The organism is Bradyrhizobium genosp. SA-3, assembly GCF_004212635.1.
In the GTDB taxonomy this organism is placed as follows: Bacteria; Pseudomonadota; Alphaproteobacteria; order Rhizobiales; family Xanthobacteraceae; genus Bradyrhizobium.
The window spans coordinates 17874-32675 of sequence record NZ_PSRT01000071.1 but is presented as its reverse complement, the minus strand read 5'-3'; the positions used below and the strand labels follow the sequence as shown (position 1 = coordinate 32675).

Below are 14802 nucleotides of genomic sequence, written 5' to 3'. Positions count from 1 at the left end.
ACGGGCTGGCGCTGGGCCGCTCTCCCAGCTCTTTGACGGCTACTGTGCATGGGGTTGTTTTCGCATTTTTTTGTCGGCCCATCTCTCCGAAAGCCGATATTGCCGTGACCTTGCCCGGCTGCAATAAGCGAGGCCTCGCGAGATCGCAGATGACCTTCTGACCTGACGTCCGTATAGGTTTGCATCTCAGAACAACAACAAACCTTCCGAGGAAGCAGACCCATGAGCTTTTCCCGACGCACGCTTCTCAAGGCCTCCGCCGCCACCGCGGTTCTGGGCGGCCTCGGTGCGCCCCATGTGGCCCGCGCCCAGAGCGCCGAGTTCACCTACAAATACGCCAACAACCTGCCGGACACCCATCCGCTGAACGTGCGCGCCAAGGAGATGGCGGCCGCGATCAAGAGCGAGACCAACGGCAAGTTCGACCTCCAGATCTTCCCGAACAACCAGCTCGGGTCCGACACCGACATGCTGAGCCAGATCCGCTCCGGCGGCGTCGAGTTCTTCACGCTGTCAGGCCTGATCCTGTCGACCCTGGTGCCGGCGGCGTCCATCAACGGCATCGGCTTCGCGTTCCCGGACTACGACACGGTCTGGAAGGCCATGGACGGCGATCTCGGCGCCCATGTCCGCGGCGAGATCAAGAAGGCCGGCCTCGAGGTCATGGACAAGATCTGGGACAACGGCTTCCGCCAGACCACGTCGTCGACCAAGCCGATCACCGGTCCCGACGATCTCAAGGGCTTCAAGATCCGCGTGCCGGTGTCGCCGCTGTGGACCTCGATGTTCAAGGCGTTCGATGCGGCGCCCGCCTCGATCAATTTCAGCGAGGTCTATTCGGCGCTTCAGACCAAGATCGTCGAGGGCCAGGAGAACCCGCTGGCGATCATCTCGACCGCAAAGCTCTACGAGGTGCAGAAGTACTGCTCGCTGACCAACCACATGTGGGACGGCTTCTGGTTCCTGGCCAACCGCAGAGCCTGGGAAAAGCTGCCGCAGGACGTGCGTACCATCGTCGCCAAGAACATCAACGCCGCCGCGGTCAACGAACGCGCGGATACCGCCAAGCTCAACGCCAACCTCCAGCAGGAGCTCGCGACCAAGGGCCTGACCTTCAACCAGCCGGCCGTGGCGCCGTTCCGCGACAAGCTGCGGTCCGCCGGCTTCTATGCCGAGTGGAAGGGCAAATACGGCGACCAGGCTTGGGACCTCCTGGAAAAGGCGGTGGGCAAGCTGTCGTAACGCGCAGGCCGCGTCATGGCTGATGTCGAGGTCGAGGTGATCGAAGCGGCGGGCGAGGCGACTGTTCAGTCCCCTCGCCGACCTTCGTTGCTGGCCTCAACGGAGCGCGCACTCGGCCTTCTCGTGGAGATCCCGGCGGCGATCCTGGTCGTCGCCGAGATCGTGATCCTATTTGCCGGCGTGGTTGCGCGCTACGGCTTGCACCGGCCGCTGATCTGGTCGGACGAGCTCGCCTCGATCCTGTTTCTGTGGCTCGCCATGCTGGGCGCGGCGGTCGCGTTCCGCCGCTCCGAGCACATGCGCATGACCGCGGTCGTCGCCAGCGCCACGCCGGCGACGCGGGCCTATCTCGATCTGGTCGCAACCTGCGCGGCGCTGGCGTTCCTGGCGCTGATCGTCTGGCCGTCCTGCGACTATGCTTACGAAGAGAGCTACATCACCACGCCGGCGCTGCAGATCTCGAATATGTGGCGCGCTGCCGCGCTGCCGGCCGGCATCAGCCTGATGGCAGCGTTCGCCTTGCTGCGGCTGCTGCGCGCCGCCGATTACCGGATGGTCGCGGCCGCCGTGCTGTCGGTTGCGGTCCTGATCGGCGCATTCTGGCTGGCGGAGCCGTCGCTGCGGCCGCTTGGCAATCTCAATCTCGTCATCTTCTTCGTCGGCGTCGCCGGCTTCTGCGTGTTTGCCGGCGTTCCCATTGCGTTCGGTTTTGGCCTTGCCATCTTCGGCTATCTGGCGCTGACCACGCGCACGCCCGTGATGGTGCTGGTCGGGCGGATGGATGAGGGCATGAGCCACCTCATCCTGCTCTCGGTGCCGCTGTTCGTGTTCCTGGGGCTTCTGATCGAGATGACCGGCATGGCGCGGGCCATGGTGGCGTTCCTGGCGAGCCTGCTCGGACATGTCCGCGGCGGGCTGCATTACGTGCTGGTCGGCGCGATGTACCTGGTGTCCGGCATCTCTGGCGCTAAGGCCGCCGACATGGCGGCGGTCGCGCCGGTGCTGTTCCCGGAGATGAAGCAGCGCGGCGCCAAGCCCGGCGACCTCGTCGCGCTTCTTGCGGCGACGGGTGCTCAAACCGAGACCATTCCGCCGAGCCTCGTGCTGATCACGATCGGCTCGGTCACGGGCGTGTCGATCGCCGCCCTCTTCACCGGCGGCCTATTGCCCGGCGTGGTGCTCGCCATCACGCTGTGCATGCTGGTGTGGTGGCGCTACCGCCACGAGGACATGAGCCACGTCCGCCGCGCCACGGCATCCGAGATCCGCAGGACCTTCGTCATCGCCCTGCCCGCGCTCGCGCTGCCCTTCGTGATCCGCTATGCCGTGGTCGAGGGCATCGCGACTGCCACCGAAGTCTCCACCATCGGCATCGTCTACGGCGCCCTGGTCGGCCTCCTGGTGTATCGCCGCTTCGACTGGCGGCGGCTGTTTCCGATGCTGGTCGAGACCGCAGCGCTGTCGGGCGCGATCCTGCTGATCATCGGCACGGCCACCGGCATGGCCTGGGGCCTGACGCAATCAGGCTTCTCGCGCTCGCTGGCGGCAGCCATGACGGGGTTGCCCGGGGGAGCGGCGACCTTCATCGCCGTCTCGATCCTGGCCTTCACCATTCTCGGCAGCGTGCTCGAGGGCATCCCGGCGATCGTGCTGTTCGGCCCGCTGCTGTTTCCGATCGCCCGCGCTGTCGGCGTGCACGAGGTGCATTATGCGATGGTGATCATTCTGGCCATGGGTATCGGGCTATTCGCCCCACCCTTCGGCGTCGGCTATTATGCCGCCTGCGCCATCGGACGCGTCGATCCGGCCGAAGGCATCAGGCCGATCTGGGGTTATCTGCTGGCGCTGCTGGTGGGATTGATCATCGTCGCGATCTTCCCGTGGATTTCGATCGGATTCCTTTGAGGCGTTTTCAGGAGGTGTCGATGAGTGAGCGGCAGAACCAGTACAATATCGGCCTCGACAAGACCCCCGCCAACTATGTGCCCCTGAGCCCGCTGAGCTTCCTCGCGCGCAGCGCTGCGGTGTATCCCGATCACGTCAGCACGGTCTATGAGGGCCGCAGCTTCACCTGGGCGCAGACTCACGAGCGCTGCCGCCGCTTTGCCTCTTATCTGGCGGGCAAGGGTATCGGCGTCGGTGACACCGTGGCGGCGATGCTGCCGAACATTCCGGCGATGAACGAGGCGCATTTCGCCGTCCCCATGACGGGCGCCGTGCTCAACGCACTCAACATTCGTCTCGATGCGCCCTCGATCGCGTTCCAGCTCGACCATGGCGGGGCCAAGATCATCCTGGTCGATCCGGAATTCTCCGGCGTCATCACCGACGCACTCGCACAGATGACCGGGCCAAAGCCGTTCGTGGTCGACGTCGACGATGCCGCCTTCAAGGGCGGCAAGCGCATCGGCGAGATCGAATATGAGGCGGCGCTCGCGCTAGGAGACCCGAGCTTCACCGCGGTCCTGCCTGCGGACGAATGGGACGCGATCGCGCTGAGCTACACCTCGGGCACCACGGGAAATCCCAAGGGCGTCGTCACCCATCATCGCGGCGCCTATCTCAATGCCGTCAGCAACATCCTCGCCGGCAATCTCGGTCAGCATCCGGTCTATCTCTGGACGCTGCCGATGTTCCACTGCAACGGCTGGTGCTTCCCCTGGACCGTTGCGGCGGCCGCCGGCACCAACGTGTGCCTGCGCAAGGTCGAGCCGACCAAAATCTTCGAGCTGATCAGGCAGCACGGCGTCACCCACATGTGCGGCGCTCCGATCGTCTACAACACGCTGATCAACGCGCCCGATGCCCCCAAAGGCAGCGCTGCCCGCCGCGTCGTCGGTCTGATCGCAGGCGCCGCGCCGCCGGTCGCCGTGCTCGAAGGCGCAGAAAGCATCGGCATCAAACTGACGCATGTCTACGGGCTGACCGAAGTCTACGGTCCCGCCTCCGTCTGCGCCGAGCAACCCGGCTGGGACGAGCTTCCGCCCGCCGAACGCGCGCGCATGAAGCGCCGGCAGGGCGTGCCCTACCCGCTCGAGGAAGGCGTCACCGTCATCAATCCGCAGACGATGCAGGAGGTGCCGCGCGACGGCGAGACCATCGGCGAGGTCATGTTCCGCGGCAACATCGTGATGAAGGGCTATCTCAGAAACGAGAAGGCGACCAAGGAAGCCTTCGAGGGCGGCTGGTTTCACACCGGTGACCTCGGCGTGCTCGACGAGCACGGCTACGTCATCATCAAGGACCGCTCCAAGGACATCATCATTTCCGGCGGCGAGAACATCTCCTCCGTCGAGGTCGAGGACATCCTCTACAAGCACCCGGCCGTGCTGTTCGCCGCCGTGGTCGCCAAGCCCGATCCGAAATGGGGCGAGGTGCCCTGCGCCTTCGTCGAGCTGAAGGACGGCGCCAGCGCGAGCGAAGCCGAGATCATCGCGTTCTGCCGATCGCAGATGAGCGGCTTCAAGACGCCCAAGGCGGTCGTGTTCGGGCCGATCCCGAAGACTTCGACCGGGAAGATCCAGAAATTCCTGCTGCGCAACGAGGTGGGATCAGCAAAGGCGATCTCGGCCTGAGCCGATCGAGGCTTCAGAAATATCTAGAAACATAAGCTGCGTCTGCGCGGCGATTGTGCGTTGTCGGAAACCGAGCGCGCAGCCTCGACGACATCGAGACACGACAGGAAAAGATTGGAAAACGTTAGAGACGCATTTACGATTCCGCGTCGTCGGATTCGCCGCTTCCAGATGATTCGCCGCGCGGGCTGCGCGGCCGGCGACCGGTGCGGTTGGGGCGCTTCATGCGGTTGGTGTCGTGAGTGCGGATGCGCCTGCGCGTCTGGCGCTGCTGCTATTGACGGCTGGACTGTTGCTGCCCAACGCGGCCGCCGCGCAGGCCATGCGCGAGTTCGGCGCCTTCGCGGGCGCGCAGGGATCTGGGCCTGGCGGGCCTAATGCTCCGGGTGGCTTCAATAGTCCCGCGGGCGTTGCCTTTGGCGGCTCGCAGCCGCCGGGTTTCTCGGGGGCCGGATTTGGCAATGCCGGCGGCATGCCGCCAGCCTATGGATGGAACGCCGAACCGCCGGGCCTGGCCGATCCGGCACGGTTCGGCATGCGGCGGGTCTTCGGCGGCGGCGCCGATCGCGCCGCGCAGCCCGAGACGGCACAGGCCACATTCCTTGCGATGACGCAGTTCACACAGACCCTGCTCAATCCTGCCGTCGAAGGCCGCGGTATCGGCCCGGCTGAGTTCAATGCAGAGCTTGCGGCCTACGCCGAGATCGGAAACGACCTGACGCATGGCGGCATCGGACGCGAGGCCTATGGGGCGATCTACGGCAAGCCGTCGCTCGCCACCCCGCAATGGAGCGTCTGGGCTGCCAGCTTCGGTGGCTCGCAGGTCTCGACCGGCGGCAGCGGCTCGGCCAGCCGCAGTTTCGGCACCGTAGCCGGTGCCGACTACTCTCTCTCGCCGCAGACACGGATGGGCTTTGCACTCGCCGGCGGCGGCACCGGCTTTGCCAACAATTTTTCCAGCGGCCGCTCCGATCTGTTCCAGGCCGGCGCCTTCGTCAGACACACCACCGGTTCGGCTTATGTCGCGACCGCACTCGCCTATGGCTGGCAGTCCATCACCAGCGACTATCGGCCAATGCGTCGCCGAGCGCGTCCGGCGGCGACGGCTTCACGGACAGCCGCACCGAGCTCGGCCTGCGCGCGAGCACGTCCTTTGCCTTGTTGGGAAGCGTGCTGAACCTGCGCGGTCGACTCGCCTGGGCGCATGATTTCAGCGCGGGACAATCGATCCCAGCTGCGTTCCAGTCCCTGCCCGGCCAAGGCTTCATCGTCGGCGGTACGGCTTTGCCGCCGAACGCAGCGCTCACTGGCGTTGCGATCGAGCTGCGCGACCTCAACGGCTGGTCCGCCACGGCGAACTTCGACAGCGAAGTGTCGAGCCTCGTGCGGTCCTATACCGGCAAAGCCATGCTGCGTTACGCATGGTGAGGCTGCCGCGAGATCGAGGAGAGGACTTCCGCCCACGCGCCCGCAAGCGGTGAGCGGAAGGCATCGCCGGTCTCACATCTTCTTGTAGGCGTCGATCAGCGCCTGGCCGTCGGGCCCGGCCTTCTTGAGCCAGTCGGCGGTGAGCTGCGCGCCGATCTTCTGGAAGCCGGCCTTGAGCGCGGGGCTCGGCGGCTCCACCGTCATGCCCTTGGCCTTGAGCTGCTCGATGTACCAGGTGCTCTTGTCTTGCCAGGCCTTCCAGCCGCGGGTTTCCGCCGTCGCGGCTGCCTTGAGGATGGCTTCCTGGGTTGGCTTGTCGAGTCCCTCGAACGCGGCCTTGTTGACGAAGGTATAGTCCTTCGGAATCCAGGCCTGCACGTCGTAGAAGTACTTCAGGGACTCCCAAGCCTTGGAATCATAGCCCGTGCCGCCCGACGACATGAAGGAATTGACGACGCCCGTCGCAAGCGCCTGCGGCAGTTCGGCAGCCTGGATCGTGACCGATTGCGCGCCGACCAGCTCGCCGATGCGCGCGGTCCCGACGTTGTAGGCGCGCCACTTCAAACCTTTCATGTCTTCGATCGTCGCGAGTGGCTTGTTGACGTAGACGCCCTGCGGCGCCCACGGTACGGCGAACAGCAGCTTCAGACCCTGCGCATCGAGCTTCTTGACGATCGCGGGCTTGGAGGCCTGATACAGCTTCATCGCGTCGGGGAAGCTGGTCGCGAGGAACGGCACGACGTCGATGCCGAAGAGCGGGTCCTCGTTCTCGTGGATCGACAGCAGCACCTCGCCCATCTGCGCCTGCCCGGTTATCACCGCGCGCTTGATGTCGGGCGCCTTGAACAGCGAGGCGCCCGGATGAACCGTGATCTGGAGCTTGCCGGACGTAGCGGCCTCGACGTCTTTGGCGAAGGCGACCAGATTTTCGGAATGCGGATTGTCGGCAGGATACGCTGCCGGCAGGTTCCATTTGGTCTGGGCCAAAGCAGGGGTCGCAGTGATCGCGACGCCAGCGATCAAGAATGCGCGGGCTAAACGAGAGATCATCGGGCTTCTCCTCACAGTCAATCTGAAAAAAGGTACGCTCAGTCTGGGAAAGCAAGCTTCGGCAGGAACATCACGATCTGCGGATACTCCGTGATGATGAACACGGCAGCCAGCAGCAGAATGAAGAATGGGAATGCCGCCCGCGCGACGGTGAACGTATCGCGGCCGCTCATGTTCTGGAGCACGAACAGGTTGAAACCGACCGGCGGCGTGATCTGCGCCATCTCGACGTGAATGATGAGATAGACGCCGAACCAGACCAGATCGAGGCCGGCCTGCTTGACCATGGGCAGCACGATCACGGCGGTCAGGACGATCATCGAGATGCCGTCGATCAGGCATCCCAGGATGATGTACATGATGCTGAGATAGAGGGCGAGCATGCTTGGTGTGAGCTGCTGCCCCTGGACCCAGGTGGCGAGCGCCGCCGGAATGCCCGTATAGGCCATCGCAGCGGTGGTGTAGGCCGCGCCCGCGAGGATCAACATGATCATGCAGGTCAGGCGCGTCGCGCTCATGATGCTCTCGAGGAAGTTCTTGCGCGTGAGCGTGCCGCTCCACCACGCCAGCAGCAGCGCACCCGAGACACCCCATGCGGCGCATTCCGTCGCTGTCGCAAAGCCGAGAACGAGCGAAAGGAAGACCGCTAGGATCAGTAGCAGGCAGGGCGCCAGCTTGCCCGACTCGCGGAGCTTCTGCCGGAATGGCATCGGCGGATCGCGCGGCGGAATCTTCTTCGGGTTGAGCAGCGACCAGATGATGATGTAACCGGAATAGAGCACAATCACGAGCACGCCCGGCAGGAAGCCGCCGAGAAACACTTGAAGCACGGAGACGTTCGCCGTGACCGCATAGACCACCATCGGGATCGAGGGCGGAATCAAGAGACCGAGCGTGCCGGAGCCCGCGAGTGATCCAAGGCTCAGGCTCTTGTCGTAGCCACGCTTGTCGAGTTCCGGCAGTGCGATCTTGCCGATCGTCGCACAGGTCGCGGCCGAAGAGCCCGACACCGCCGCAAAGATGCCGCAGCCGATCACATTCACATGTGTCAACCGCCCCGGCAGCCACTGCACCCAGGGCGATAGACCGCGGAACATTTCCTCCGACAATTTGGTACGGAAAAGAATCTCTCCCATCCAGATGAACAACGGCAGCGCGGCCAGCGTCCAGGACGAGCTTGCGCTCCAGGTGGTGGTCGCAAGCACCGAGCCGAGTGGCAGGCTCGTGGTCAGCGCCATCGCCACGAAGCCGACCAGCCCGAGCGAGACCGCGATCCAGACGCCGCTGCCTAGCAGCAGGATCATGACGCCGAGCAGGATGAACGACAGCTCGATCATGCCGAGATTGGCCATGGTCAACCTCCGCCGCCCTGCGAGATGCGCTCGATGAATTCGTCCGGTGTCTCGTCCGGCGAGCCCTTCTCGTAGCTCGGCCGGTTGCCGCCGACGACATTGACCATTTCGTCGATCAGCGCGATCGACAGGATCGCAAGGCCGCCGGCAAAGCCGAGCTGCGGAATCCAGAGCGGAAGCGCGACGACGCCCTGCGCCACGTCGTTGAAGCGCCAGGAATCGTAGGTCATCTGCACGGCATGCCGGGTGAAATAGAGGATGAACGCGGTGGCAATGCCCAGCGCGACGATCTCCGCGACCTGCTTGGTCCGCCCGTGCAGATGCTCCAGCAGCAGGCCGACGCGGATCATCTCTCCGCGCTTGAAGGTGTGCGCGAGGCCGAGGAAAGCCATTGCAGCCATGCACCAGGACGCGAAATCGTCGCCTGCGGGAATGTTGATCGCAAACTGACGCCCGACCGACATGACCATCATGATTGCAAAGATCGTAACCAGGAAGACACCCGCGGCGTAGCCCGCGCCGAGATAAAGGAGATCCAGAGCGCGTCGCACCAATCCCCGAGCCGCTACATCGTCGCCTGCCAAACGCAATCCCCATCCTAACGAGGCGATTCAACCGACCCGGCGATTGCACATCAGCGGCCGGTCCTGCTTGAATATCGCCCTGTCAAACGCCTGTCTTTCAGACGTTAGATCAACATGATGGGGCCGGCGCAAGCAAGGAGTATGCCGCCAGGCAGGAGAATTTCCACCGCGGGTTTAGTGCGTCTCCAGTCGCAGCCCGTCATAGGCCGGCACCACGCCCGCGGGCAGCGACTGCCTGATGACCTCGTAGTCGACGTCGGCGGTCATGTTGGTGATGACCGCACGCTTCGGCTTGAAACGTTCGATCCACGACAGCGCATCGTTGATGCTGAAATGGCTGACATGACCGGTGTAGCGCAGGCCGTCGACGATCCAGAGGTCCAGATTTTCCAGTGCGCCCCAGCTCTCGCGCGGGATGTCGTTGAGGTCGGGTGTGTAGGCAGCATCCCCGATGCGGTAGCCGAGCGCGGGAATGTTGCCGTGCTGCACCAAGAAGGCGGTCATCGTCACTGCGCCGCCCTTCCCCAGGATGGTCTGGCTTTCCCCCGCCTCGATCGAATGCCGCGTCAGGATCGGCGGATAGTCGCTGCCCTCCGGCGAAATAAAGCAGTAGGAGAACCGCGCCATGATGTCCTTGGCGGTCGACAGGTTGAAGTAGGTCGGGATGCGGCGTCGCATATGCATGACGACCGAGCGCAAGTCGTCCATGCCATGGGTCTGATCGGCGTGCTCGTGGGTCAAGAACACCGCGTCGATGTGGTCGACATTGGTCGAAAGCAACTGCTCGCGCAGGTCCGGCGAGGTGTCGATCACGATGCATGTGGTGCCGTGCTCGGATTTTCGCTCGACCAGCAGGGAGCAGCGGCGACGACGGTTTTTGGGATTGTTGGGATCGCAGGCGCCCCAGCCGAGCGCCGGGCGCGGCACGCCGGCGGAGGAGCCGCAGCCCAGGATCGTCAGCGTCAGCGTCATGCGTCTCCTGAAGCCTTCACCTTTGAGAACAGACGGAAGAAATTTTCGGTGGTCTGGCGCGAGATCTCGTCGAGCGACACGCCGCGCGCCTCAGCGAGCACCTTTGCGACCTCGACCACATAGGCCGGCTCGTTGCGTTTGCCGCGGAATTTACCAGGCGCAAGATAGGGCGAGTCTGTTTCAACCAGAATACGGTCCGACGGCAGTTCGGCCGCAAGCGCGCGCAGGGACTCCGACTTCTTGAACGTCAAAATTCCCGTGAAGCCGACATACAGCCCGAGCGAAACCGCCTTCAGCGCCAGCTCACGCCCGCCGGTGTAGCAATGCAGCACCGCGCGAAACGATCCGCGTCCGGCCTCATCCTCCAGGATGCGGGCACAATCCTCGTCCGCCTCGCGGGTGTGGATCACCAGCGGCAGGCCGGTGGCGCGGGCGGCGGCGATGTGGGCGCGAAAGCCCCTCGCCTGCGCCTCCGGTGAGCCGTTGTCGTAGAAATAATCGAGCCCGGCTTCGCCGAGCGCGACGACTTTGGGATGCTGCGTCAGCGCAATCAGCTCGTCCGGCGCGATGCCATCCTCCTCATCCGCGTTGTGCGGATGAGTGCCTACCGAGCAATAGACATCGTCATAGCGCTCCGCGATCCTGACGAGATCGTTCAGCTTCCGCACCCGCGTCGAGATCGTGACCATGCGCTTGACGCCGGCTGCACGCGCACGCGACACGATCCCGTCGAGATCTTCCGCGAAGTCCGGAAAATCCAGGTGGCAGTGACTGTCGACCAACATCGCGCGACCGCCTTCAGGCCGCCGGCTCGATGTAGCGCGGGAACGCCGGTTTCGGCGCCGGCAGCGTCGAGCCCGGAGCGATGCGCGAGGTGCCACCGAGCGCCGCGAAATTACGCTCGGCCTCGGGGATGCCGAGGCTCTCGAGCAGCAATCCCGAGGCGGTCGGCATCGCCGGCTGGGCCAGGATCGCGATCTGGCGCACGACTTCGGCGGTGACATAGAGCACCGTCTTCTGCCTGACAGGATCGGTCTTGGCGAGCGCCCAGGGCGCCTCGCCCGCGAAATAGCGGTTGGCCTCCGCAACCACGGCCCACACGGCGCTGAGCCAGTGATGGATCTGCTGCGTCGCCATTGCTTCGCGTGACGTGACGATCATGCCGTCGGCCATCGCCAAGATCGCCTTGTCGTTGTCGCTGAACTCGCCGGGCTCCGGCAGCACGCCGCCGAGCTGCTTGGCGATCATCGACAGCGAGCGTTGCGCAAGGTTGCCGAGATCGTTGGCGAGATCGGCGTTGATGCGCGCGACAATGGCCTCGTGGTTGTAGTTGCCGTCCTGGCCGAACGGCACTTCGCGCAGGAAGAAATAGCGCATCTGGTCGACGCCATACTGGTCGGCGAGGTTGAAGGGATCGACGACGTTGCCGACCGACTTCGACATCTTCTCGCCCCTGTTGAACAGGAAGCCGTGGGCATAGACCCGCTTCGGCAGCGGAATGCCGGCCGACATCAGGAACGCCGGCCAATACACCGCATGGAAACGGATGATATCCTTGCCGATGATGTGCACGTCGGCCGGCCAATAGCGCCAGCTGTTGTCGCTCTCGTCGGGGAACCCGACGCCGGTGATGTAGTTGGTCAGCGCGTCGACCCAGACATACATGACGTGCTCTTCGTCACCGGGCACCTTCACGCCCCAATCGAAGGTGGTGCGCGAGATCGAGAGATCGCGCAGCCCCCCTCTGACGAAGCTCACCACCTCGTTCTTGCGGGAGTCCGGTCCGATGAAATCGGGATGATCCGCGTAAAGCTTGAGCAACCTGTCCTGGTACGCCGACAGGCGGAAGAAATAGCTCTTCTCCTCGACCCACTCGACCGGCGTACCCTGCGGTCCGAGCCGCACGCCGTCATCGTTGAGGCGCGTCTCGTCCTCGGCGTAATACGCCTCGTCACGAACGGAATACCAGCCCGAATAGATGTCGGCATAGACGTCGCCGTTCGCTTCCATGCGTCGCCAGATCTCCTGGCTGGAGCGATGATGCTGCTCTTCGGTGGTGCGGATGAAGCGGTCGAACGACACGTTCAGACGCTCGTCCATCTCCTTGAAGCGGCCGGCATTGCGGGTCGCGAGCGCGGAGACGGACATGTTTTCGCCGGCCGCCGTCTGAACCATTTTTTGACCGTGCTCGTCGGTGCCAGTCAGGAAGAACACGTCCTTGCCGTCGAGCCGCGCGAAGCGCGCCAAGACGTCGGTCGCGATCGCTTCATAGGCGTGGCCGATATGCGGGCTGCCATTGGGATAAGCGATCGCCGTCGTGATGTAGAAGACGTTGTCGCGCGCGGGGGCGGCGACAGGAGCAGCGACCTGCGGAGCTGCGACTGCGGCGGGCTTCGGCGCACGCGGCGCCTTCTTCGATACCTTGGGCGTCGATACCTTGGGCTTCGCAGCCTTCGGCGGCGCGACGACAGGAGCCGGCGCTGCGATCGCGGCAGGCGCAGTCACCTTCGCCTTCTTGGCCACCTTCTTCATTGGAGCCTTGGCTGGCTTTTTGGCCGCTTTCTTCACCGCCTTCTTGGCGACGACCTGCTTCTTGGTAGCCTTCTTGCCAGCCCGTTTTGCCGTCTTCGCAGCGCTCTTCTTCACGCTCTTTTTGGCGGCGGCCTTCTTGGTCTTTTTGGCAGCTTTGCGCGCAAGCACCTTTGCAGCCTTCTTGCTGCTCTTGCCCTTGGCGGTTTTCTTAGCTCGCGTTGCCACGACAAATTCCTTTACCGGCTTCTCAAAAATTTGGAAACGAACCTGCGTCAGGTTGTTGTTTTACGCATGATCTTTTCGGAAAACCGCTCCGCACTTTTCCGGATCATGCTCTAGCGCGTTGCGTCCGCCAGCCAGCCGAACACCGAGAAAACCAAGGGCTTGCGCTCCAGATTGTAGGTTTCGGTGTCGCGCGCGGCGCGGACGACCTTTTCCCATACCTCAGCTAGACGCGCAAGGCGCGGCAGGTTCTGGTTGGCATTGGCTTCATCCGCATGCAGGCGCTCGGCGATCCAGCGGTCGATGCCGTCGATGAAGGCGGCAAGCGCGACGCGGTCGCTGGTGCCGAGCGAGTCGCCGAGCGTGTGCAGTTCGCGCGGATCGACCTGCGGCAGACGCGCGAGCAGTGCCGCTGTGCGCTGCTGGAGCTTGAGCGCATCACCGCCGAGCAGCGTCAGCGCCCGCGCGACACTGCCCTCGGAGGCCTCCGCCGCTTCGCGCAGGGCGGGATCGTTCGGGTCGAGGTCGGCCGCCGAAGCCGCAGCACCGATCACGTCGTCCGTGACGAGCGGGCGCAGGCGCAGCTTGCGGCAGCGCGACTGGATCGTGGCGAGCACGCGTGCGGGCGCGTGGCTCACCAGCAGGAACAGCGATTGCTGCGGCGGCTCTTCGAGGATTTTCAGCAGCGCGTTGGCCGCATTTGGATTGAGCTCGTCGACGGTATCGACGATGCAGACGCGCCAGCCTTCGGCGGCGGCCGTCGAGCCGAAGAAGCCGATCGTCTCGCGCGTCTCGTCCACGGTGATCACGGTGCGCATCACGCCGCGGTCGTTCGCGGTGCGCTCCAGCGTCAACAGGCCGCCATGCGAGCTCGCCGCAACCTGCCGCGCCACGGCGTCATCGGGATCGATCGCAAGGTCTTGGGCGTGCTGGACGGCCGGCGCCAGCGGCTGGCCATGGGCGAGCACGAAGCGCGCCATGCGGTAGGCCAGCGTTGCCTTGCCGATCCCTTGCGGCCCGCCGATCAGCCAGGCATGCGGGATGCGCCCGCTGCGGTAGGCGGTCAGCAGCGCCGTCTCGGCGTCGCGATGGCCGAACAGCCTCGACGTCTCGCGCGGATGCGCAATGGCGGTTTCGCGCTCGGTCTGACGCGGGCTCATGCGGAAATCACCGAAGAGGGCGTGGGAAGGAGACGTTCGCGCAGCGCCGTCCAGACACGCCCGGCAACCGTATCGGGATCGGAATTGGCGTCGATCAGCGCGCAACGCGCGGGATCTTCCGCGGCGATCTTGAGATAGGCGTCGCGCAGTCCCTGGTGGAACTTGAGATCCTCGCCCTCGAACCTGTCCGGCGTAGCGCTGCCGCGGCGCGCGGCGGCACGCTGCAGGCCGATCTCGACCGGCAGGTCGAGGATGATGGTGAGATCCGGCTTGAGATCGCCGATCGTGACCCGCTGCATCGCGTTGATCAGGCCATCCGGCACGCGGCCGAGGCTGCCCTGATAGGCTCGCGTCGAGTCGGCAAAGCGGTCGCACAGCACCCAGACGCCTTGGCTGAGCGCGGGCTGGATTACGGTGCGGACGTGATCGTCGCGGGCGGCGGCGAACAGCAGCGTCTCGGCTTCGGGTCCAAGCAGCTTGCCCATGCCTGACAGCACCAGATGACGCATGATCTCGGCGCCCGGCGAGCCGCCCGGCTCGCGCGTGACGAGGATGCGCATCCTTGCCGCCTTGAGACGGTCGGCGAGCTTCTTGATCTGGGTCGACTTGCCCGCCCCTTCGCCACCTTCAAAGGTGATGAAGCGTCCGCGTCCAGACGGCCACCGTACCGCGCTTTCACTCATGG

General features: G+C 64.6%; 13 protein-coding genes. 5 read left to right on the top strand and 8 right to left on the bottom strand.

Going from position 1 to position 14802, the window contains the following annotated elements; genetic code table 11:
• Positions 1–222 precede the first annotated feature (222 nt).
• The 5 genes from CWO91_RS24100 to CWO91_RS43610 all read left to right on the top strand — a co-directional run bounded on the left by CWO91_RS24100 (position 223) and on the right by CWO91_RS43610 (position 6245).
• On the top strand, positions 223–1242 hold the full coding sequence (locus tag CWO91_RS24100; protein WP_091895472.1) for a TRAP transporter substrate-binding protein: 1020 nt from the start codon (positions 223–225) through the stop codon (positions 1240–1242).
• A 15-nt stretch (positions 1243–1257) separates the two neighbouring features.
• Positions 1258–3147 (top strand): TRAP transporter large permease, encoded by a 1890-nt coding sequence (locus CWO91_RS24095; RefSeq protein ID WP_130216884.1) that lies wholly within the window; start codon positions 1258–1260, stop codon positions 3145–3147.
• Positions 3148–3167: 20 nt separating this feature from the next.
• Complete coding sequence (locus tag CWO91_RS24090; RefSeq protein ID WP_165405667.1) at positions 3168–4817, top strand: acyl-CoA synthetase; 1650 nt, start codon at positions 3168–3170, stop codon at positions 4815–4817.
• Between the two features lie 238 nt (positions 4818–5055).
• Positions 5056–5994 (top strand): autotransporter outer membrane beta-barrel domain-containing protein, encoded by a 939-nt coding sequence (locus CWO91_RS24085; RefSeq protein WP_130216882.1) that lies wholly within the window; start codon positions 5056–5058, stop codon positions 5992–5994.
• Entirely contained in the window at positions 5952–6245 is a 294-nt protein-coding gene (locus CWO91_RS43610; protein WP_245471348.1) for an autotransporter domain-containing protein, read from the top strand. The genes CWO91_RS24085 and CWO91_RS43610 overlap by 43 nt, the downstream gene beginning before the upstream one ends.
• 72 nt (positions 6246–6317) lie before the next feature.
• Here CWO91_RS43610 and CWO91_RS24075 read toward each other — a convergent pair whose 3' ends face one another.
• The 8 genes from CWO91_RS24075 to tmk all read right to left on the bottom strand — a co-directional run bounded on the left by CWO91_RS24075 (position 6318) and on the right by tmk (position 14800).
• The gene (locus tag CWO91_RS24075; RefSeq protein WP_130216877.1) at positions 6318–7295 is read right to left on the bottom strand and encodes a TRAP transporter substrate-binding protein; all 978 of its coding nucleotides are present in this window, start codon (positions 7293–7295) and stop codon (positions 6318–6320) included.
• A gap of 38 nt (positions 7296–7333) precedes the next feature.
• Positions 7334–8647 carry a TRAP transporter large permease gene (locus CWO91_RS24070; protein WP_130216875.1) on the bottom strand — a complete coding sequence of 438 codons (1314 nt, stop codon included), beginning with the start codon at positions 8645–8647 and terminating at the stop codon, positions 7334–7336.
• Positions 8648–8649: 2 nt separating this feature from the next.
• Positions 8650–9198 (bottom strand): TRAP transporter small permease, encoded by a 549-nt coding sequence (locus tag CWO91_RS24065; RefSeq protein WP_245471346.1) that lies wholly within the window; start codon positions 9196–9198, stop codon positions 8650–8652.
• Positions 9199–9405: 207 nt separating this feature from the next.
• Positions 9406–10203 (bottom strand): MBL fold metallo-hydrolase, encoded by a 798-nt coding sequence (locus CWO91_RS24060; RefSeq protein WP_130216871.1) that lies wholly within the window; start codon positions 10201–10203, stop codon positions 9406–9408.
• Positions 10200–10988, bottom strand: a complete 789-nt coding sequence (locus CWO91_RS24055; RefSeq protein WP_130216869.1) for a TatD family hydrolase — start codon at positions 10986–10988, stop codon at positions 10200–10202. Before CWO91_RS24055 ends, CWO91_RS24060 begins: the two co-directional genes overlap by 4 nt.
• A gap of 13 nt (positions 10989–11001) precedes the next feature.
• On the bottom strand, positions 11002–12960 hold the full coding sequence (gene metG, locus CWO91_RS24050; protein ID WP_130216867.1) for a methionine--tRNA ligase: 1959 nt from the start codon (positions 12958–12960) through the stop codon (positions 11002–11004).
• Between the two features lie 110 nt (positions 12961–13070).
• On the bottom strand, positions 13071–14117 hold the full coding sequence (locus CWO91_RS24045) for a DNA polymerase III subunit delta' (protein WP_130216865.1): 1047 nt from the start codon (positions 14115–14117) through the stop codon (positions 13071–13073).
• Positions 14114–14800: a dTMP kinase gene (tmk, locus tag CWO91_RS24040; protein ID WP_130216863.1), complete on the bottom strand. Its 687-nt coding sequence runs from the start codon at positions 14798–14800 to the stop codon at positions 14114–14116. Before tmk ends, CWO91_RS24045 begins: the two co-directional genes overlap by 4 nt.
• Positions 14801–14802 lie beyond the last annotated feature (2 nt).